This is a genomic window from Mesorhizobium sp. B2-5-4, from assembly GCF_006441095.1.
GTDB classification, from domain to species: Bacteria; Pseudomonadota; Alphaproteobacteria; order Rhizobiales; family Rhizobiaceae; genus Mesorhizobium; species Mesorhizobium salmacidum.
The window spans coordinates 82,014-101,759 of sequence record NZ_VFUR01000002.1 but is presented as its reverse complement, the minus strand read 5'-3'; the positions used below and the strand labels follow the sequence as shown (position 1 = coordinate 101,759).

Here is a 19,746-nt window from a genome sequence, read left to right as displayed (position 1 = left end):
GCTCTTCTGCCGGGCGCTGATGGCGCCCGGCAGAATCAATCTACGCCAGCTTCGCCAGCAGCTTCATGAAAGTGGCGGCCTCCTTGACCGTGAGCGGCGCCAGCGTTTCCTGCGTGATCTCCCTTGCAAGCGGGATCAGGCGCTCGATCGCGTCGCGGCCCTCGGTCGTCAGGTTGACCAGCAGCCGCCTTTTGTCGACTTCATGCCTGGAAAGCTCGACAAAGCCACGCGCCTTCAGCCGGTCGATGACGCCCTTCACCGTCGCCGCATCCATGGCAATCAGCGTGCCGAGCTGGTTCTGCGAGGTCTCGCCGACATCGCGCAGCTTGGCCAGGGCCGTGAATTGCGGCGGCGTCAGATCGGCGATACGGGCGGCGAAGATCGAGACATGGCGCTGGTGCGCCTTGCGCAGGATGAAGCCGACCTGTTCCTGCAGCAGGTAGTCGTGGTCGTCGGCCTCTTCGGCCTCGACCAACTTGAGCAGGTTGTCCCCGCCGCTCACCGCAACCCGTCCCAGGCTTTTATGTCGTCCGCCGCGAGGCCACCCATGCGGTTATGGACGCGAGGGCCGCAGGTCATGACGAGGCAGAACAGGATCTCGTCAGGACGCGGGCCGTCGCTGATGCCGACTTCCATGGCGTCGAAATGGCTCCGCACATAGGCGGCGTTGATATGGCCGAGCGGCACGTCGAGCTTTGAGCCGAAGGCGCCGACCTTTTTGGCCGAGGGCACGATCGCCTTGGCATCGCCCAGCCGCTCGCGCATCGCATAACCGCCCGGCACGTGCCACAGCGCACCATGTTCCAGTTCGCCAGCCGTGCCGACGATGGCGCCCTTGCCGTAGCCATCGATCTGCTTCACGTCGCCGCCGAGTGCGGCGATCAGCCGGTCGGCGAGCAGCAGGCCGAGCGGCTTCAGATCGTCCATGGCGCTTTGCAGATCTTCGGCATAGCGCCCCGCGAACGGATTCCTGACCACGGCCATGGCGGCGGCACGCCGGCGCGGCACTTCCGCGACCGGGCCGCCTTCGTGAAAGATCTCTTCGCTCAGCACCGCGATCTTGCGGATCGGAAATTCAGGCATGGGCAACTTCCTCCGGTTCATGCTTGTTGGACGCGGCCAGTGCAACGGAGCCGCTGATACGGGCTTCCCCGCCAAGAAACAGCGCCGATGCGGCAATCAGGCCGCGGCGGCGAAAATCTTCGGCGACGGCAAGGCCATTGTCCAGCGCCCGCGCCACCTCATCAGGTGCAAGCGTGCCGACGCCTTGTGTCACCAGCCGCGCGCCAAGATCGCTGTCGGGCGACAGCTCGTGTGCGGGAATGCGCCTGATGGCGGCATTGCCGGGCAGGTCCACCGCGTTGGCGATGAGCGTCGCCGCCGCATCGGCCTCGGCGCCAGTCCGCGCGAGCACGGTGACGGCGTCGGCAATGCCAAGCGAGAAGGAGCGGCCACGCCAGCCGCTGGTTGCGACGCCACGCACGCCATCTTGCGCGCGGATCGTGATCCGGTCGGCCATGCCGTTGCCGGTGCCGGCGACCGCCAATCCCATCGACCGGCCGTTGTCGATGTGGAGGGCGCTGTCGCCGCCATTGTTGACATAGGCGCGGTCGAGCTTGCGGCCGGCAAGCAGCGCGGCGATCATTTCGTCGGCTACCGATCCGGCAACGGCGGCCATCGGGGTGATGAAGCATTCCGCCAGGGGCATGACGGCTGCTTCCATGCGGCGCGCGGTTGGACCGGCGAAGGCGCGCGGCGCCAGGAAGAATGCAGGAAGGCGCAGTTCGGGAAGCTCCTCGACCAACTCGATCAGGATCGTCTGGAAGCGCGCGACGGCTTGGGCGTAGGCCGCGCGACACTCATCGGCATCACCGAAAGCCTCGACGATCAGGTCGATCGGCCCATGGTTGAGATGCAGCCGCTTGCCGTCCTGCAGCCAATGCGCTTGCGGACCTTGCATCAGCCGGCCCCGTCCGAGCCCGTGCGGCGCAACTGCGCCAGTGGCGGCCATGGATTTTGGGTTGCAGCACCCGTGCCGCGCCGGGGATTGAGATACTCGCCGCCCTTGGCGACGATGTCCGCGACGCTGCGGATTTCGGCCTCGTAGCCGCCGAGCCTGACGTAATCGTCGCGACGCAGGGTGAATTCGATCGGCGCCACCAGTGCCGGCGTCGGCACATAGCCGAAGGCGCCTTCCGGAACCCTGGTGACATCGACCATCAGCGTGATGCCGCCGCCCGGCCAGACATAGACCGGCGCGCCGCCCACGGTGACATAGGTTTTCAGGCCTTGCACGGAGCGCGTGAGATTGACCGGGTTTTCGGTGACGCCGGCACGCAGCGAGCCACCGGCACCGCCGATGAACAGCACGGTGCACAAGGCCGGCTCGCAATTGTCCTCGATCAGGTTGACCGATTTCCGCAGCCGATCGGGAAACGGCTTCTGCATCGGTTTCAGCTCGTCGTCGAGCTCGTAATAGGCGAACTGCTCGCCGGTGGTCGAAACCATCAGCAGCGACAGGCCCGGGCGCGCGCCCTTCTTGGCATTCCACTCGCCGAGGATCGACAGCGGATCGGAAATACTGGTGCCGCCCCAGCCCAATCCTGGCTCCGAGACCTTGAAATAGCGGCCTGGTGTCGAGCGGCGGCCGATGATCTTGATGCCGGTATCCTGCCAGCCCAGCACCTTTCCCGCCTGGTGTTCGGAGACGACGCCGGTGATGTGGTCGTCGACCACCACCACCTCGTCGACCAGCCCGCGCCATTGCGTGGCGAACATGCCGATGGTTGCCGAGCCGCAGCCGACGCGCATGCGATGTTCCTGCTTGCCGTCGATGACGGGCGGTTTGCCGGCTTCGACAACGACCGTGGCGCCGCCGGCTATGCTGAGCTCCACCGGTTTGCGGTTGCACAGATTGAGCAGCGCGTCGCAGGTAGCGCGGCCTTCCGCCTTGGAGCCGCCGGTCAGATGATGCACGCCGCCCAGCGACAGCATCTGCGAGCCGTATTCTCCCGTCGTGACATGGCCGATCGCCTCACCCTCGGCCCGCACAATAGCCGTTTCGGGTCCGATATGGCGGTCGGTGTCGATCTTCACCTTGACGCCGCAATAGGAGAAGATGCCTTCGGTGACCACGGTGACGAGATCGACGCCCTCGACTTCCTGGCTGACGATGAAGGGAGCGGGCTTGTAGTCGGGATAGGTGGTGCCGGCGCCGATTGCCGTGACGAAGCGGCGGCCGGTGTTGACCAGCTCGCCGTCCCACTGCTCGCCCTCGGCGACAAAGGGCACCATGGCGGCGCCGGTCTCGGCCGCATGGTCCAGGATGGTCAGCGGGTCCATGCGCACGATCCGGCCCGCGACATTGCCATAGCGATCGCAGGCGCCGGTGCGGCCGTCAGCGATGTAGCACATGACGGGACAGGCATCGCAGCGGATCTTTTCCGCCACCAGCTTCTCGCCGGGATCATGGGTTTCGAAGCGTTCGGCAAGCTCGCTCATGTGCGTGCCTCCTTCTCGCGGATGGCCGCCAGGATGCGGCTTGGCGTTGCCGGCACCTTGGTGACCAGCACGCCGGTGGCGTGACGGATGGCGTTGAGGATCGCCGGCGCCGTCGGGATCAGCACGTGCTCGCCCAGGCCCTTGGCGCCGAATGGCCCTTCAGGATCGGGGACCTCGATAAGGATGGTCTCGATCGGCGGCACGTCGCCAATGGTCGGGATGAGATAGTCGTGCAGGTTCTCGGTGCGGCCGGGTATGTATTCTTCCATCAATGCCATGCCTATGCCTTGCGCGATGCCGCCTTCGATCTGGCCCTCGACCAGCAGCGGATTGATCGCCTTGCCGACGTCATGCGCGGCGATGATCCTGATCAGCTTGACCGTGCCGAGCTTGAGGTCGACCTCGAGTTCGGCGATCTGCGCGCCATAGCCATAGACCGCGTAGGGCTTGCCCTGGCCCTTGGCATCGAGGGGCAGCGTCGGCGGGTCATAGGTCTCCTCGGCACGGAAGACGAAGCCGTCGGCATCCATCTCGAGCGAGGCAAGATCGATACGGCGTGTCGCCTCGCCTTCGCGGATGACGATCGCCGGGCCATCCAGTTGAAGGGAAGCCTTGTCCGAGACATTAGCAAAGCGCAGGATTGTTTCGCGCAGGGCGCGGCCCGCCTTCTCGGCCGCCTTGCCGGTGACGAAAGTCTGTCGCGAGGCCGAAGTCTTGCCGGCGTCGGGGCTGATCGCCGTATCGGCGCTCTTCAACTGGAATTTTTCCAGAGGCAGGCCGAGCGCGTCGGCGCAAATCTGCGTGATGACGGTGTTGGAGCCCTGGCCGATATCGACCGCGCCCTGGTGCAGGATGACCGCGCCGTCAGCCACGATGCCGACCCGGATGGTCGACGGATTGGGCAGCGATGTGTTGCCGCAGCCATACCAGCACGAAGCGATGCCGACGCCACGCTTTCTGTCGATACTGGCACTGTTGAAAGCATCCGCATCGGCCGTCGCCCGCGCCCAATGCGGCCGCAGGGCTTGAAGGCATTCGGCGATGCCGACGCCAGACTCCAGAAGCTGCCCGGTAACCGTTTCGGAGCCGTTCCGAAGACAGTTCTTCAGGCGAAAGTCGAGCCGGTCCATGCCGAGCTTGCCGGCGAGTTCGTCATACAGCGTCTCTTGCATGATCGTCGCCTGCGGCACGCCGAAGCCACGGAAGGCCCCGGCAATCGGGCCATGGGTGTGGATTGCGCGGCCCTCGGCGCGGTAGTTCGGCGTCGCATAGGGGCCGGAGGCGTGCACCGGCACGCGGTTGGCGACCGTTGGCCCCCAGCTGGCATAGGCACCGGTGTTGAAATCGCCTTCGAAGACCATGCCGGTGACGTAACCGTCGGCGTCGGCGCCGATGGTGGCCTTCATCCGCGCCGGATGGCGCTTGGTGGTCGACATCATGGATTCGTTGCGGGTGTACGCGAGCGCCGCCGCCCGCCCGGTCTTCAGCGCCACAAGGCCGATGAGAGGTTGCAGGGAAACGTCGAGCTTGGAGCCAAAGCCGCCGCCGGTCGCGGTCGGCACGATGCGCACCTTGTCTACGGCAAGGCCAAGCACCTTCGCCGTCTCGTCGCGGTCCATATAAGGCGCCTGTGTGCAGGCGACGACGACCAGCGTGTCGCCGTCGAGATAGGCATAGCCGGCTTCCGGTTCGATATAGGCGTGCTCGACATAGGAGGTGTCGATCGTGCCGCTCGCGGTGAAGGCCGCACTGGCAAGTGCTAACTCGGGATCGCCGCGTTCGACGAAGCCCTTGGTCAACAAATTGGCCGGGCGGCTTTCGTGGATCAGCGCCGCACCTGTGGCCTGCGCGTCGCAAGGGTGGAGAACATGTGGGAGCTCGGTCCAGCGGACCGGGAAATCCGACAGATCGAGATCCAGCATCGCCTCGCGCTCGCCGGCGACCAGGGCGACCGCCTCGCCGCGAAGCCGGGCAACGCCCTCGGCCAGCGCCGGCTGGTCGGCGAACGGGCCGATAACGCCAAAGCAGTTCTTGCCCGGGATATCGGCGGCCGTGAAGACGCCCGCAATACCGGGATGGCGGCTTGCCCAGCCATCGATGTCGCCGAAGGCGAAGCCGGCATGATAATGCGGCGAGCGGATCACCAGCACGGCAAGCGCATCGGCCGGGAAAGAATCGCCACCGAATTTCTCGGCCCCGGTCACTTTTGGTACACCGTCGAGCCTGACCGGTGACGCGCCGATGGCGTGACCGGACCGAGGCAGACGGAAATCCAGGCTCGCGGCCTGGTGGGAAGCCTCCATCACCGCCGCGATGATCTTCCGGTAGCCTGTGCAGCGGCAGAGGATCCCGCCCAGCGCATCCTGCACCTCGGTCTCGGTCGGCCTGGGTTTCGTGTCCAGCAGCGCGGTTGCCGCGACCAGCAGTGCCGGCGTGCAGATGCCGCATTGCGCGGCGCCATGCGCCAGGAACGAGGCTTGCAGCGCCGACAGCCGGCCATTGGCGAGGCCCTCGACCGTCGTCACCGCGGTGCCGGCAGCCGAGGCCGCCGGCGTCAGGCAGGCGCAGACGGGGTCGCCGTCGACCAGCACCGTGCAGGCGCCGCAGTCGCCGGCGTCGCAGCCGACCTTTGTTCCCGTCAGCCGCAATTCATCGCGCAGCACCGAGGACAGCCGGCGCAGCGGCGGCACGTTGACCGAGACGGCGGCGCCGTTGACCGTGAAGGCGATATCAGCGCGATCCATGCTCATGCGGCCACCTTGTCGCCTGCCGGCTTTCCAGCGGCCTCGAGCACGGCGCGGGCAACGATCTCGCGCACCGCGTCCAGCCTGTATTCGGCGCTGCCGCGCACATCGGCGATCGGCGACAGCTCAGCCATCGGCGCCGAACGAACCGCGGCAACAAGCCCGGCATCCAGGGGAAGCCCGCGCAACGCCGCCTCGATACCGGCAAGCCGCCTGGCAACGGCGGAACAGGAGCCGACGGCGACGGCCGCATCCGCGACAGTGGCATTCTCGACAACCAGACGCACCGCCACCATGGCGATGGAGATGACGAGATAGCGCCGGGCGCCAAGCTTGACGAAGGCCGATGTGCCGGTGGGTTTCGGCACGCGGATGGCCGTCACCATCTCGCCAGGCTGCAAGGCCGTACGGCGGTTGCCCAGGATGAACTCCGCCAAGGGCAGATGGCGTGTCGCCGCCGCCGAGCGCAGCTCGACCTCGGCGTCGAGCACGAGCAATCCCGGCACGCCGTCGGCGGCCGGCGAAGCGTTGCAGAGATTGCCAGCGACCGAGGCAACGTTCTGGATCTGCGCCGAGCCGACCTCGCGCGCGGCCTGTTTCAGCGCATCGAAGGCCGGGGGCAAGGGATGGCGGATGATGTCGGTCCAGGTCGCGCGCGCGCCGATGATCCAGTGACTGCCGGTCTCGGCGATGCCGCGCAGCGCTGCCAGGCCGTTGATGTCGAGCACATTGTCGCGAAACGGCTTGCTGCCTTGCACCGGATAGAAATCCGTGCCGCCCGCAAGGATACGCCAGGCGCCCTCGCCAAGCAGGGCGAGCGCCTCGTCGACCGTGGTGGGTTTCGCGTAACGGATCACGCTTTGCCTTCCAACAAGATTGGCCTTCCCAATAAGATGGGCCTTTCCCGAAACCGGCCCTCCCAAGGAGCTTACCCCCGGGAATATCTTGCCGGTTTCAATCCGACAAATTCATTCGTATGCAAATGATATCAAGACGGCGGAAATTGTCAAAGCCAGAGTTTACGCCGATGCCAATGTGGCTGGCATCGCCACGCATTTGTTATGCCGCTGGAGGTTGACGCGGCCCGCCATCTGGTCAAGTTTCTCCCTCCGGTCGCGCCAGCGGCTTTTTCTTTCGCCGAGCCCCTCGTTCGGAGCCCGAGCCCTAGCCTGACAGGAAGGAAGCCCCATGGCCGACGAAGCGCTCGTTGTCATCGACCTGCAGAACGATTTTTGCCCGGGCGGCGCGCTGGCGGTGGCCGGCGGCGACGAGATCGTGCCGCTGGTCAATGACATGATCCGGCGAACCGACAACGTCGTGCTGACGCAGGACTGGCACCCCGCCGGCCATTCCAGCTTTGCCTCCAGCCATCCCGGCGCGCAGCCCTTTTCGATGATTGAGATGCCCTATGGCCCACAGACTTTGTGGCCGGACCATTGCATTCAGGGCAGTCTCGGCTCGGATTTCCATTCCGGCCTTGCGTGGACAAAGGCCGAGCTCGTCATCCGCAAGGGTTTTCGGTCCGCCATCGACAGCTACTCCGCCTTCTTCGAGAACGATCACGCGACGCCCACCGGGCTCGCCGGCTATCTCCGGGAGCGCGGTATCGACACGCTGACCCTGGTCGGCCTGGCGACCGATTTCTGTGTCGCCTTCTCGGCGCTGGATGCGGTCAAACAGGGTTTTAGAACCACGGTCAGGCTCGATGCCTGCCGTGGCATCGATCTCAACGGATCGCTCGAGACAATGCTGGCGAGAATGCGCGATGCCGGCGTGACGCTCGAAGATCACACGTCCGGCTGACCGCACCGTGGGGGGCAGAAGGGGATCTTTGCCGATGGCGATCGGGACGGCCGGTGCGATCGTCGTCGCGATGCTGTTTCCGGTATCGGCATTCGCGGCTGAAGAACACGGCCTGCCTGGCGCCACGATGTCGCTCTGGTGGGCGCTGCCTTTTGCCGGGCTGCTCCTGTCGATCGCCACCGGGCCCCTGCTGTTCCACCATGTCTGGGAACACCACTACGGCAAGATCACCGCCTTGTGGGCGGCGCTGGTGATCGTGCCGCTCGCGGTCGCCTTCGGTGCCCCGGCGGCAACCGAGGCGGTGCTGCACGCGCTGCTCACCGAATACATGTCGTTCATTGTCCTGCTGTTTGCGCTCTACACGATTTCGGGCGGCATCCTGCTTGCCGGCAATATTCACGGCACACCGCTGGTCAATGCCGGACTGCTGATCGTCGGGGCGCTGCTTGCCTCGGTGATCGGCACGACCGGCGCCTCGATGATCCTGATCCGGCCGATCCTGCGCGCCAACGACAACAGGCGTTTCAATGCCCATGTCGTCATCTTCTTCATTTTCCTGGTGTCCAACATTGGCGGCTCGCTGACGCCGCTCGGCGACCCGCCGCTGTTCGTCGGCTTCCTGCGCGGCGTCGATTTCTTCTGGACGACCACCAACCTCTACCGGGAGACGCTGTTCGTCGGCGTCGTCGTGCTGGCGGCGTTCCTGGCGATCGACCTCATCCTGCACCGGCGCGAGGCCGGCGCGCCGAAGATCAAGGATCCGACCCCGGATACGAAGGTGCGCCTGCGCGGCCTGGCCAACCTTCCGCTGTTGGCCGGTGTGATCGGCGCCATCCTGCTGTCGGCAGCCTGGAAACCGGGCGTGAGCTTTTTGATGTTCGGCGTCAGTCTCGAGCTGCAGAACCTGATACGCGACGCGATCATCCTCGTGCTGGCCCTGCTATCGCTTCCCCTCTCGTATAAGAGCCACCGCGAAGCGAACGGCTTCAACTGGGGTCCGATCGCGGAAGTGGCCAAATTGTTCGCCGGCATCTTCACCTGCATCGTTCCGGTCGTCGCCATTTTGAGGGCCGGCCATGACGGCGCGCTGGCGCCGCTTGTCGCGCTCGTCACCTCGGCACAAGGCGCGCCAAACGACCTTGCCTATTTCTGGCTGACCGGGGCGCTGTCGTCCTTCCTCGACAATGCGCCGACTTATCTGGTGTTCTTCGAGTTGGCGGGCGGCGACCCTCAGCACCTGATGACCGAGTTCGCCTCGACGCTTGCCGCGATCTCAGCGGGTGCCGTGTTCATGGGGGCCAACACCTATATCGGCAACGCACCCAATTTCATGGTCTATGCCATTGCCAGGCATCGCGGCGTCAAGATGCCGGGCTTCTTCGGGTATATGCTGTGGTCCGGGCTGGTGCTGATCCCGACCTTTTTGATCGCGGGGTTTCTGTTCTTTGGCTAGATCCATTCGACGCAATTCCCAAGCGAAAGCGCTACACGCTTTTCCCGGAAAAACCGCTGCACTTTTCCTGGAATTGCTCCCGTCAGCCGACACCGACATAGCGCCTGACCGCCGACGGGTCGGCGCGCAAGGTCTCGACATCGACCGTCTCGCGGTTGCGGCCGTTCTCGATAAAGCAAACGCGATCGGCGACCGACAGCACGGCATCGACCCGCTGCTCGACCAGGACGGTGGAGACACCCATCTCGCGCAGCTTTGACACCGTCTCGCGGATCTTGGCGATCATCGACGGCATCAACCCTTCGGTCGGCTCGTCGAGCAAAAGCACCTGCGGCTCGAGGCAGAGCGCACGCGCCATGGCCAGCATCTGCTGCTCGCCACCGGACAAGGTGCCGGAGCGCTGCCGCAGCCGTTGACGCAGCAGCGGGAAGAGGTCGAGAACGTTCTCGCGCGTCGCATTGCCCTTGCCGCGCGCCATCAGCCCGATCGCGATGTTCTCGGCCACAGTCATCTCGGCGAACAGCCGCCTTCCCTGCGGCACATAGGCGACGCCTGCCTTCGGCACGTCATGCGCCGGCAGGCCGGTCAATTCTTGCCCGGCGAGCCTGATCGAGCCGGCACTCGCTGGAACCAGGCCCATGATCGCCTTCAGCGTCGTCGTCTTGCCGGCGCCGTTGCGGCCGAACAGGCAAAGCACCTCGCCCTTGTTCAGCACGAGATCGAGCCCGTAGAGCACCTGGACCTCGCCATAGAAGCAGTCCAGCCCGGAGATCACCAGTGCATCGGTCTTGCTCGTCTCCCTCATGGGGCCGTCCCCAGATAGGCGTCCTGCACCGCGGCGTTGTCGCGGATCGCTTCCGGGGTGCCCTCGGCCAGGATCCTGCCGGCGTTGAAGACGGTGATGCGGTCGGCGAGTTGCATGACGACCGGCATGTTGTGCTCGATCAGCAGCACGGTGGCGTTCTTGGCGATGTCGCGCACGAGTTCGATGAAATTATCGATCTCGCTGTCGGCCAGGCCTTGCGTCGGCTCGTCGAGGATCAGCAGGCGCGGCTTCAGCGCCAGGCCCATCGCCACTTCAAGCAATCGTTGATGCCCGTAAGACAATTGCCCGGCCGGCATATGGGCGCGGCCGGCCAGCCCGGTGCGTTCGAGCGCCGACATGACGCCGGCCCGTACCGCACCCTTCGAGCGGCCGTCGCTCAGCGTGCGCTGCACCGGCAGCGCGACATTGTCATAGGCGCTGAGGTTGGCGAAGACGCTGGTGATCTGGAATGTGTAGGCGATGCCCTGGCGGACCCTGACATAGGCCGGCAGGCCGGTGATGTCGGCGCCGTCGAAGAGGATCGCCCCCGAAGAGGGCTGGATGCGGCCGCTGACAAGGCTGACGAAGGTGGTCTTGCCCGCGCCGTTGGGGCCGATGACGGCGCGGATTTCTCCGGGCATCAAGGTGAAGTCGACGCTGTCGACGGCGCGCAGGCCGCCGAAATTGCGCGACAGACCCTTGGTGGTCAAAAGCGGCGTCATGGCAACCACCCGAGCCAGCGCTGGCGGATGCTGCCGAGAATGCCCTTCGGGAAGAACAGCACAAGCAGGATCAACGCGATGCCGACGATGAGCAGATAGGCCGATGTGTAGCCGCTGGTGACGTCGATGACATAGTACATGAACAGCGTGCCGATCAGCGGTCCAAGCGTTGTGGCAGCACCCCCGAGCAGCACCCACAGCAGCGGCAGGATCGAATACTGCACCGAGGCGAAGCTCGAGCCGACATAGCCGAACAGCAGCGCGTAGGCGGCGCCGGACGCCGCGCAGATCGTGCCGGAGACGACGACGGCTGCGAGCTTGTTGGAGAAGGTGTCGTAGCCCAGCATCTTCGTGCGCTCTTCGTTTTCACGGATGGCGACCAGCACGCGGCCAAAGCGGGAGCGGACGATGGCGAGCATCATCAGAAGCACGAGCGAGAACAGCGCCAGCGCGCTCATGTAGCGCACGGTCGGATCGGTGAGGTCGAGCGAGGTTCCGCCGAAAGTGAGGACACGCGCCGGCTGCGGCACGACCATGCCCTGGTCGCCCCCGGTCCAGGCCGCGAAATAGAGGATGGCGAGATAAAACACCTGGGCGAACATCATGGTGACGATCATGAAGGCGACGCCCGTGGTGCGCAGCGCCAAGAGGCCGATGATCAGGGAGAGAACGGCCCCACAGCCGAGACCCGCGGCGAATGCCGCCGGCACGCTCCAGCCGAGCTGGATGACCGCAAGGCCGGCGCCATAAAGCCCGGCGCCAAAGAACATGGCATGGCCGAGGCTGAGCAGGCCGACATAGCCGAACAGCATGTTGTAGCCCATCGCGAAGACCGCCAGCACCATGATGCGGGCGAGCAGGCCGTGATAATACTCCGGCAGCAGGAAGCTCAGCACGAAGAGCAGGGCAATCACACCGAGGTGCAGCGCGTACGCCTTTGCCGGCGAAGCTTCGCTCATCGCGATGCCGTCCCAAACAGGCCTTGCGGCCGGAACACCAGCACCATGGCGACCAGCAGCGTGGCGATGATCTTGGCCAACGTCGGCGAGAAGAACATCGAGATGATGCCGTCGGACAGGCCGATCAGTACGGCGGCGACGACGGTGCCGCGCAGCGAGCCGAGACCGCCGATGATGACCACGATGAAGGACAGCAGCAGTGGGTCCTGCCCCATCAGGTAGTGCGCCTGGCTGATCGGCACGATCAGCACCGCGGCGATCGCCGCCAGCATGGCGCCGAGCGCGAAGACGCCGCCATAGACACGGCCGACAGGGATGCCGAAGGCCTGCGCCGTTTCGCTGTCATATTGCGTGGCACGCATGATCAGGCCGATTTTCGTGCGCGTCAGCACAAGCCATGTCGCTATCAACAAGAGAGCGGATGCGGCGATAACAGACAACTTGTAGCCGGAATAGCCGAACCACGGCAAAAGGATGCGGTAGCTGAAAGGCGGCTCGACGGGTCGCGCTTCGGGACCATAGAAAGTCAGCGCCAGCTGCTGGATGATGTAGAGCATGCCGATGGTGGCGACGATGGTGGCTTCCGGATTGTAATTGAGCCGGCGCAGCACCAGCCGTTCGGCAATCAGCGCGATGGCGCCGACGATCAGCGGCGCAATCACCAGCGCCGCCAGGAAGCCGAGGGCCGGATGGCCGCCGATTGCCGATGTGATCGCCCATGCAAGCACGGCGCCGAGCATGAAGAACTCGCCATGGGCGACGTTGACGACACGCATGACGCCGAACACCAGCGACAAGCCAAGCGCGGTCAGCGCCAGCACGGCCGAGGTGACGAGGCCTTCGAGGGTTGCGAGGAGGAGGTGGGGGCCGAAGTGCATCGATTACACGTCCGATAGGGTGGCGCGAAGCGCCCCCCTCTGACCTGCCGCCCATCTCCCCCTCAAGGGGGGAGATGGGCAACGTTTGCGAAGGCGGCGATCTATCGGCTTTGGAGATTGGCGAAAGTGGTCATTACCGCCGATCTCCCCCCTTGAGGGGGGTGAGAAGTGGTCCGCGCAGCGGACGGAAAGCCAATTGCGTGGCTTTCCGAACGACGAACGCCCGGAGCGATAGCGCAGGGCCGGGTCCGGCAGGACAGAGGGGGGTGGCTTGGCGCTCACGCTTGCTGGAATGAGCCTAGAGCGCCTGCGTCGTGTAATCCCCTTCGGCTTCGTAAAGCCCGTCCTCGATCTTGGTCTTGTGGACGACCTTCAGCTTGCCGCCTTCGACCTTGGAGATGTTCTGGATGCCAAAGCACTGGTGGATCTTGCCGTTGAAGGTTTTTGGTCCTTGCGGATGCTCCGGCCCTTCGGCGAATTCCTTCAGCGCTTCGGTCGCCTCGACCAGCTTGGCGCGGTCTTCCGGTCCCTTGTAGCCGGCGTCTTCCATCGCCTTCTTGACGACATAGAGCGTTTCCCAGCAACCGAACATGTGCGCGGCGGTGGAGACGTCCTTGGGGTCGCCGACGGCGGCGCCATTGTCGTCGATGCCGACGGCGGCGCGATAGGCCTTCTGCGCTTCGGTGTCATCCGGCTGGGCGTAGCGCGGCGAGCCTTCCCAGAAATGGCTGCCGTCGAGGAACTCGAGGCCGGGGCTGTTGATGTCGACGGCTTCGAGCGAATCGATGAAGCCGAACAGCTGCGGCCGGTTCGAACCGTAGAACTCGCCGAGCTCCTTGACGAAGGTGAGCACCGCCGGACCGACCATGACGTGGTAAATCACCTCGGTTTCGGCCGGTATCTGCGGGAAGTATTTGGTGAAGGAACTCTCCGTCGGCGGAATGGCGATCTGCGCGATCACCTCGGCGCCTTGCGCCTTCAGCGCCGGCGGCAGGTAGTCGCGATGGTCGTAGCCGAAGGCGAAATCGGGGAATATCTGCGTCACCTTCTTGCCGGCATTAGCCGCGATCCATGGCGCCATCGACTGGATCTGGCTCTTCACGTCGGTGATGCCGGGCTGGAAGACATAGCGGTTGAGCTTGGTCGAGGCGACGTGGTGGCCTTCGCTGACGACGAAGTAGGGCATCTTGTTTTCGCCGGCGGCAGGCGCCGATCCAATGACGACATGCGAGAACAGCGTGCCGAAGACGATGTCGGTCTTGTGCTGGGTGGCGAACTTGCCGACCACTTCGGCGCCGCGGCCTGGATCGGTACCGTCATCCTCGATGATCACCTCGACCTGGCGGCCATTGATGCCGCCGGCGGCATTGATCGCCTTGATCGCGGCGGCGGTCGTCTTCTCGTACCAGCGGCCATAGGCGGCACCAATGCCGGTGCGGTGCGACTGAAAGCCGATCTTGATCGGCGCCGAACTCTGTGCCTGGGAGTAGCGGACAAAGCCGGGCGCCATGGCGAGGCCAGCGCCGGCGGCGAGACCCTTCAGCGCGGTACGGCGGGTGAGTGTGGTTTTGGAGAGATCGAAAAATCCGTTCTTGTCAGTCACGTTCGTTCCCCTGTTTTTGTGTTTTGACCAACGATAAGGCGGCTCGAACATCCTCGGCAAGAGGATGCAAAATTGCATGTGTACAAACTAAATCACCAAAGGCTTGGCCTGGCAAGCGAGCTTTCCGTCAGGGCATGACCCATAGGAAATGGCTTGTCTCATCCGACCGTCGGCGTGGCAAGCAGCCAGAGACCGAAAATGGTGTAGGCGATCATCAAAACGGTGAGCGGAAACTGGCTGAGCGCGGCGCGGGCAGGTTGCGGATGCAGGCGCCAGGCAAGGCCGTGGGCGACGAGAACCGCGAGCACATGGCCAAGGATGATGGCGCCGGCCTGGACATTCCACAGCCACCACGCTGACGCTGCGCCGGCAACGACGCCGGCTTCGACCTGCATGTCGGCGGTGCCGAACAGATTCCAGCGCAGCGCGAACGGATCGGACAGGGAGGCCAATGCATACTGGCCGTCGACCAGCAGCACCGTCAGATAGTGCGCGACATGGTAGGCGAGCGCGATCGGCACGATCGACCACACCAGCAGGCCCGCCGCCTGGGCGAGCGGTTTATCGCTGCCGGCAAGGCACTGACCGAGGATTACCGCAACCAGGAACACTCCCGCGAGCAGCACGAATGCCAGGACAAGGCCAAGGCTGCCGCTGCCGATCACCGCCGTACGGCCTGGAAATTCGAGCGGGTTGATGCCGAACAGGCCGAGCCAGAAGAAGGTCTTCGACAGGCCGTCGAAGGAGACCGAGGACAAAGCGAGCAGCAGGAAGGCGATGCCGCTGGCGGGCAATGGCTCGGCCGTGAGCAGCCTGGCGCCCGGCCAGCACAGCGCAAGACGGCCTTTGTCATCGCGCTCGACCGGCGCGAAGCGGGCAACCATCGAGAAGAAGATGCCGAGGAATTCACCGCTGCGGCTCCACTTGTCGTAGCCGAACACCCGCATGGCGATGAAGGTGAGCAGCCAATAGAGGCCGGCTGCCCATGCCAGCCGCGCCGGATCGTCAGGGGATGGATAGACGAGTTCGAACCAGGCAAAGGCGAAGAACAGGATGACGGCCGGCCAGCAGCCATGCCACTGCGGAAGTTGCGCGTCATCGCTTCTGCCGCGCGACAGCAGCCGCCACGGGCCGCACCAGGGGTTGAGCCACGACCAGAGATCGCCGAGCACGCCTTGCAGCAGGGTCAGACCGGCCCATAGCAGCGTCCAGATCACCAATGGCAGCGGGTTGGAGAGGGGGTCGCGGCTGCCGAGCAAGCCGGCGGCGATGAAAATTGCAAAGCCGGCAAAGGAGATCAGGCTGATGGTGGCGCGGGTGCTGTCGCCGAAGGCGAATAGCGGCAGCCGCCGGCGCCAAAGGAGGCCGAGGGTGTCGGGTGGGAGCAATGCCAGGACGAGGAAACTGGCTGCTACGGCGAAGGCGCCGCCGATCAGGTAATAGCCGGTGGGGAGAAGCAGGACGTGGCCGCGTTCGGAGGCGTGGGCGAAGGCGGTGGTGGGGGAGACGAGCCACAAGGCGGCAAGCAAGAGGGCCCGTGACGGACAGTGGCGTTCTACGGCGGAACTCGACCTATCCAGGTTTTCCATCCCGCGCGAGCCTTCAACCTCAAACCTTGACCAGTTGCTCCACGCGATCCTTCTGCCCAAAAATCCTCAAATACCGCTCGATCTCCTTGAGATCGCCGGTCGCCTTGGCTGGATTGTCGGAAAGCTTCACCGCGAGCCGGCCATTGGCCTCGGTGACCTTGCAGACCAGCGATATGGCGTCGAGGTTCTTGGTTTCGGTCGGCGCGCAGCCTTCGAAATCATTGGTCAAATTGGTGCCCCAGCCGAAGGACATGCGCACCTTGCCCTTGAAGTGGCGGTAGGTCTCCTCGATGGTTTCGACCTCGAGCCCGTCGGAGAAGATCAGCAGCTTCTGCCTGGGGTCCTTGCCCTTTTCGCGCCACCATGACAGGATTTTTTCGCCGCCCTCGATCGGCGGCGCGCTGTCGGGGCGAAAGCCCGTCCAGTCGGCGACCCAGTCCGGCGCGTCGCGCAGGAAGGAGGCGGTGCCGAAGGCGTCGGGCAGCACGATCAGCAGATTGCCGCCATAGTAGCGCTGCCAGTCCTGCAGCACCTTATAGGGCGACTGCTTCAGCTCTTTTTCCGAATTGGCGAGTGCCGCGAACACCATCGGCAGTTCATGCGCGTTGGTGCCGAGCGCTTCGAGGTCGTTGTCCATGGCCAGCAGCACGTTGGAGGTGCCGGTGAACGCTTCGCCGATGCCTTCCTTCAGCGCCTCCACGCACCAGCGTTGCCACAGGAAGGAATGGCGCCGGCGCGTGCCGAAGTCGGAAATGCGGATGCCGGGCAGCGCCTTCAGCCGTTCGGTCTTGGCCCACATCTTGGCCTTGGCGCGGGCGTAGAGCACATCGAGCGCGAAGGGCCCATAGGCCCGCATGGCCGCGCGAGATCGGAGTTCGTTGATGATGGCGAGCGCCGGGATTTCCCACAGCGTCGTGTACATCCAGGGGCCGGAGAAAGTTAGTTCGTATTGTCCGTCGTGCTTGGAAAGCTCATAGTCGGGCAGCCGAAAACCTTCCAGCCAGGCGAGGAATTCCGGATCGAAAATCTGCTTGCGGCCGTAGAAATTGTTGCCACCCAGCCAGATCATCTCCTTCTTGGAGAAGCGCAGCGTGCGGGCATGGTCGAGCTGTTCGCGCAATTCGCCCTCGTCGATCTCGTCGGCGAGCCGCACCGAGGTGGTGCGGTTGATCAGGGAGAAGGTGGCGTCGACCTTGGGATACATTCCCCAGATCATCTGCAGCATCAAAAGCTTGTAGAAGTCGGTGTCGAGCAGGCTGCGCACGATCGGGTCGAGCTTCCAGGTGTGGTTGTAGACGCGCCGCGCAATATCGGTCTTGGCCATGTCTCGTTACCGCCTTCGCTGCCCTGCCACCACAATAGCGACAGGCCTCATAGCATCGAATTGACCAAAACGCTGCCCGCTTTCAGGCTGGCCCGACAAAAAGAAAGTCCTGCGTGCGGCTACGAAGATTTACCGCCCATCACCTTGAGCGCGGGACGTTTGCGGCGGGTGACGAGGCGGCCCGCCACCGGGGCGTCGGCGCGGCCATCATCCCCGGCCTTCTCGGCGAACAGCCAGTCCATGAACACCTGCACGATCGGCGTCGCCCGCATCTCGTTGCGGCAAACGACATAGAAGTCGTCGACCGCCGGCACCGACAGGCTGAACGGCGCGACCAGCATGCCCCTGGCGAGCAGCGCGCTTGCCGTCACCGAGTCGCCCAACGCCACGCCATGGCCGTGCACGGCGGCTTCCGCCGTCATGCGCGCATCGCCGAGATGATGGCGCCGGCCGCGCTCGAGGTCCAGCGCGTCGGCGGCGGCCAGCCAGGTGTGCCACTCGCGGCCGTCGTCACCATGCAGCAAGACATGGTCGGCAAGGTCGCGAACATTGCGGATCGGCCGGTTGTTGATCAGCGTCGGGCTGACCACGGGAAACAGTTCGAGGCCCGACCATTTGCGCATCCAGCAATCGGCCCAGCTTCCATCGCCATAGTGCACGCAGACATCGATATGCGGCGCCCGGATATCCCTGGGATCGTTGGAGGGAATGAGCGTCAGCTGGATGTCGGGGTATTGCGCGGTGAAGCTGCCCAGCCTCGGCGTCATCCACAAGAGCAGCAGCGCCGGCACGCAGGACACCGACAGCGCGCCGCTGCTTGCCGGTCGGGTCAGCCGTTGCGTGGCGGCAGCGATGCCGTCGAACGCAACCGATACCGCAGGCAAGAGCTCGGCGCCGTGCGGGGTCAATTTGACCCGCTGGCCGACGCGTTCGAAAAGCTTGACGCCAAGCGATTGCTCCAGCGCCTTGATTTGGTGGCTGACGGCGCCATGGGTGACATTCAGTTCGCTCGCAGCCTTGGTCAACGAGGCATGGCGCGCCGTTGCCTCGAAGGCGCGCAGCGGGTTGAGAGGTGGCAAGCGCTTGGCCATGGATGCTCGGCTTCATTGTGAGATTTTCTCACAGAAAACACCCTAACAATATCAATTGCTTTTTCAAAGCGGCTGCCGGACACTTTGCCCCAAGACAACATCAAGACGTGAAATCTGCGGACAGCCAGCGGGACAGCGGCCCGGTCGGATGACGGTCGGTTCGCCCGAAGTCACCGACGGCAACACCGCATCGGCTGAGGAGGAGCGGATATGGGATACGATCGCGGCAAGCTCGACGCGCTGCGTCGCAAATATGGCGAGAGCCATGGCGGCGAGATGTTCGACCCGAAATTCCGCAAGGTCGCGGACAAGATTTTTTCCAAGAGCGGTACGCGGCTGGCGCCCTATTCCGGCATCCCGACCTTCCTCACCGCGCCCTATCGTGAAATCGCCGCCGAAAATCCGGACTTCGGCGACCTGCAGGTGGCGATCATTGGCGTGCCGATGGATCTTGGTGTCACCAATCGGCCGGGCTCGCGCTTCGGGCCGCGCGCATTGCGGGCCATCGAGCGCATCGGCCCCTACAACCATGTGCTGGAATGCGCGCCGACGCATGAGCTCAGGGTGGCCGACATCGGCGACGTTCCGTTCCAGAGCCGCTACCGGCTGGAGACCAGCCATGAGGATATCGAGCGGCGCATCAACCAGATCGTCGACGCCGGTGTCATTCCGCTGTCGGTCGGCGGCGACCACTCGATCACGCACCCGATCCTGAAGGCGGTCGGCAAGAAGGCGCCGGTCGGCCTGATTCACATCGACGCCCATTGCGACACCAGCGGCCTGTTCGACCTGACCAAATTCCACCATGGCGGCCCCTTCCGCAACGCTGTGCTCGATGGCGTGCTCGATCCGACGCGCACCATCCAGATCGGCATCCGCGGCTCGGCCGAATATTTGTGGGAGTTCACCTACGAATCCGGCATGACCGTGGTCCATGCCGAGGAGGTGACCGGACTCGGCATTCCAGCCATCATCGAGAAGGCGCGCAGAATAGTCGGCGATGGCCCGACCTATGTGTCTTTCGACATCGACAGCGTCGACCCGGCCTTCGCGCCGGGCACGGGCACGCCGGAAGTCGGCGGGCTGACGACACGCGAAGTGCTTGAACTGCTGCGCGGCCTCAAGGGCCTCAACATCGTCGGCGGCGACGTCGTCGAGGTGGCGCCGCAATATGACGCGACCACCAACACCGCGCATGCCGGCGCCCAGGTGCTGTTCGAGATCCTGAGCCTGATGGTGTTCAGCCCGGCCCTCAGAAGCAAGGGCGCCTGACG

The 19,746-nt window shown here is 64.6% G+C and carries 17 protein-coding genes; 3 read left to right on the top strand and 14 right to left on the bottom strand.

All coding sequences use genetic code 11. From position 1 onward, the window contains the following. Window positions 1–40 precede the first annotated feature (40 nt). The 6 genes from FJ492_RS03030 to FJ492_RS03005 are packed head-to-tail and all read right to left on the bottom strand — an operon-like array spanning window position 41 to window position 7,102. Window positions 41–502 (bottom strand): MarR family transcriptional regulator, encoded by a 462-nt coding sequence (locus tag FJ492_RS03030; RefSeq protein ID WP_140768431.1) that lies wholly within the window; start codon window positions 500–502, stop codon window positions 41–43. Continuing rightward, entirely contained in the window at window positions 499–1,083 is a 585-nt protein-coding gene (locus FJ492_RS03025; RefSeq protein WP_140768429.1) for an amino acid synthesis family protein, read from the bottom strand. Before FJ492_RS03025 ends, FJ492_RS03030 begins: the two co-directional genes overlap by 4 nt. Next, window positions 1,076–1,960 carry a UPF0280 family protein gene (locus tag FJ492_RS03020; protein ID WP_140508335.1) on the bottom strand — a complete coding sequence of 295 codons (885 nt, stop codon included), beginning with the start codon at window positions 1,958–1,960 and terminating at the stop codon, window positions 1,076–1,078. The genes FJ492_RS03025 and FJ492_RS03020 overlap by 8 nt, the downstream gene beginning before the upstream one ends. Then, window positions 1,960–3,501, bottom strand: coding sequence for a 6-hydroxynicotinate reductase (locus tag FJ492_RS03015; protein ID WP_140768427.1), 1,542 nt, complete (start codon window positions 3,499–3,501; stop codon window positions 1,960–1,962). The genes FJ492_RS03020 and FJ492_RS03015 overlap by 1 nt, the downstream gene beginning before the upstream one ends. Beyond that, a complete protein-coding gene (locus tag FJ492_RS03010; protein WP_140768425.1) occupies window positions 3,498–6,251 on the bottom strand; it encodes a molybdopterin-dependent oxidoreductase in 2,754 nt (917 codons plus the stop codon). Before FJ492_RS03010 ends, FJ492_RS03015 begins: the two co-directional genes overlap by 4 nt. Beyond that, entirely contained in the window at window positions 6,248–7,102 is an 855-nt protein-coding gene (locus tag FJ492_RS03005; RefSeq protein WP_140768423.1) for a xanthine dehydrogenase family protein subunit M, read from the bottom strand. Before FJ492_RS03005 ends, FJ492_RS03010 begins: the two co-directional genes overlap by 4 nt. A 331-nt stretch (window positions 7,103–7,433) precedes the next feature. Here FJ492_RS03005 and pncA point away from each other — a divergent pair, with 331 nt between their 5' ends. Then, window positions 7,434–8,048 (top strand): bifunctional nicotinamidase/pyrazinamidase, encoded by a 615-nt coding sequence (pncA, locus tag FJ492_RS03000; protein ID WP_140715458.1) that lies wholly within the window; start codon window positions 7,434–7,436, stop codon window positions 8,046–8,048. 34 nt (window positions 8,049–8,082) lie between these two features. After that, the gene (locus tag FJ492_RS02995) at window positions 8,083–9,501 is read left to right on the top strand and encodes a sodium:proton antiporter (protein WP_140768421.1); all 1,419 of its coding nucleotides are present in this window, start codon (window positions 8,083–8,085) and stop codon (window positions 9,499–9,501) included. An 82-nt stretch (window positions 9,502–9,583) separates the two neighbouring features. Here FJ492_RS02995 and FJ492_RS02990 read toward each other — a convergent pair whose 3' ends face one another. From FJ492_RS02990 to gcvA, 8 genes are all read right to left on the bottom strand, one after another. Continuing rightward, a complete protein-coding gene (locus tag FJ492_RS02990) occupies window positions 9,584–10,306 on the bottom strand; it encodes an ABC transporter ATP-binding protein (RefSeq protein WP_140768419.1) in 723 nt (240 codons plus the stop codon). Further along, entirely contained in the window at window positions 10,303–11,028 is a 726-nt protein-coding gene (locus tag FJ492_RS02985) for an ABC transporter ATP-binding protein (RefSeq protein WP_140508321.1), read from the bottom strand. Before FJ492_RS02985 ends, FJ492_RS02990 begins: the two co-directional genes overlap by 4 nt. Beyond that, complete coding sequence (locus FJ492_RS02980) at window positions 11,025–11,987, bottom strand: branched-chain amino acid ABC transporter permease (RefSeq protein WP_140748782.1); 963 nt, start codon at window positions 11,985–11,987, stop codon at window positions 11,025–11,027. Before FJ492_RS02980 ends, FJ492_RS02985 begins: the two co-directional genes overlap by 4 nt. Beyond that, on the bottom strand, window positions 11,984–12,865 hold the full coding sequence (locus FJ492_RS02975; protein ID WP_140748779.1) for a branched-chain amino acid ABC transporter permease: 882 nt from the start codon (window positions 12,863–12,865) through the stop codon (window positions 11,984–11,986). The genes FJ492_RS02980 and FJ492_RS02975 overlap by 4 nt, the downstream gene beginning before the upstream one ends. A gap of 298 nt (window positions 12,866–13,163) precedes the next feature. Then, complete coding sequence (locus tag FJ492_RS02970; protein WP_140768417.1) at window positions 13,164–14,468, bottom strand: ABC transporter substrate-binding protein; 1,305 nt, start codon at window positions 14,466–14,468, stop codon at window positions 13,164–13,166. A gap of 158 nt (window positions 14,469–14,626) precedes the next feature. Continuing rightward, window positions 14,627–16,057: a hypothetical protein gene (locus FJ492_RS02965; protein WP_140768415.1), complete on the bottom strand. Its 1,431-nt coding sequence runs from the start codon at window positions 16,055–16,057 to the stop codon at window positions 14,627–14,629. Between the two features lie 19 nt (window positions 16,058–16,076). Then, on the bottom strand, window positions 16,077–17,381 hold the full coding sequence (gene pncB, locus FJ492_RS02960) for a nicotinate phosphoribosyltransferase (RefSeq protein WP_140748774.1): 1,305 nt from the start codon (window positions 17,379–17,381) through the stop codon (window positions 16,077–16,079). A gap of 119 nt (window positions 17,382–17,500) precedes the next feature. Further along, window positions 17,501–18,472 carry a transcriptional regulator GcvA gene (gcvA, locus tag FJ492_RS02955; protein WP_140508309.1) on the bottom strand — a complete coding sequence of 324 codons (972 nt, stop codon included), beginning with the start codon at window positions 18,470–18,472 and terminating at the stop codon, window positions 17,501–17,503. Between the two features lie 210 nt (window positions 18,473–18,682). Here gcvA and speB point away from each other — a divergent pair, with 210 nt between their 5' ends. After that, on the top strand, window positions 18,683–19,744 hold the full coding sequence (speB, locus tag FJ492_RS02950; RefSeq protein ID WP_140508307.1) for an agmatinase: 1,062 nt from the start codon (window positions 18,683–18,685) through the stop codon (window positions 19,742–19,744). Window positions 19,745–19,746: the final 2 nt, after the last annotated feature.

Coding starts and splice junctions, on each gene's coding strand:
- FJ492_RS03025 (WP_140768429.1), bottom strand. CDS start 1,083: ATGCCTGAATTTCCGATCCGCAAGATCGCGGTGCTGAGCGAAGAGATC.
- FJ492_RS03020 (WP_140508335.1), bottom strand. CDS start 1,960: ATGCAAGGTCCGCAAGCGCATTGGCTGCAGGACGGCAAGCGGCTGCAT.
- FJ492_RS03015 (WP_140768427.1), bottom strand. CDS start 3,501: ATGAGCGAGCTTGCCGAACGCTTCGAAACCCATGATCCCGGCGAGAAG.
- FJ492_RS03010 (WP_140768425.1), bottom strand. CDS start 6,251: ATGAGCATGGATCGCGCTGATATCGCCTTCACGGTCAACGGCGCCGCC.
- pncA (WP_140715458.1), top strand. CDS start 7,434: ATGGCCGACGAAGCGCTCGTTGTCATCGACCTGCAGAACGATTTTTGC.
- FJ492_RS02995 (WP_140768421.1), top strand. CDS start 8,083: ATGGCGATCGGGACGGCCGGTGCGATCGTCGTCGCGATGCTGTTTCCG.
- FJ492_RS02990 (WP_140768419.1), bottom strand. CDS start 10,306: ATGAGGGAGACGAGCAAGACCGATGCACTGGTGATCTCCGGGCTGGAC.
- FJ492_RS02985 (WP_140508321.1), bottom strand. CDS start 11,028: ATGACGCCGCTTTTGACCACCAAGGGTCTGTCGCGCAATTTCGGCGGC.
- FJ492_RS02980 (WP_140748782.1), bottom strand. CDS start 11,987: ATGAGCGAAGCTTCGCCGGCAAAGGCGTACGCGCTGCACCTCGGTGTG.
- FJ492_RS02975 (WP_140748779.1), bottom strand. CDS start 12,865: ATGCACTTCGGCCCCCACCTCCTCCTCGCAACCCTCGAAGGCCTCGTC.
- FJ492_RS02965 (WP_140768415.1), bottom strand. CDS start 16,057: ATGGAAAACCTGGATAGGTCGAGTTCCGCCGTAGAACGCCACTGTCCG.
- pncB (WP_140748774.1), bottom strand. CDS start 17,381: ATGGCCAAGACCGATATTGCGCGGCGCGTCTACAACCACACCTGGAAG.
- gcvA (WP_140508309.1), bottom strand. CDS start 18,472: ATGGCCAAGCGCTTGCCACCTCTCAACCCGCTGCGCGCCTTCGAGGCA.
- speB (WP_140508307.1), top strand. CDS start 18,683: ATGGGATACGATCGCGGCAAGCTCGACGCGCTGCGTCGCAAATATGGC.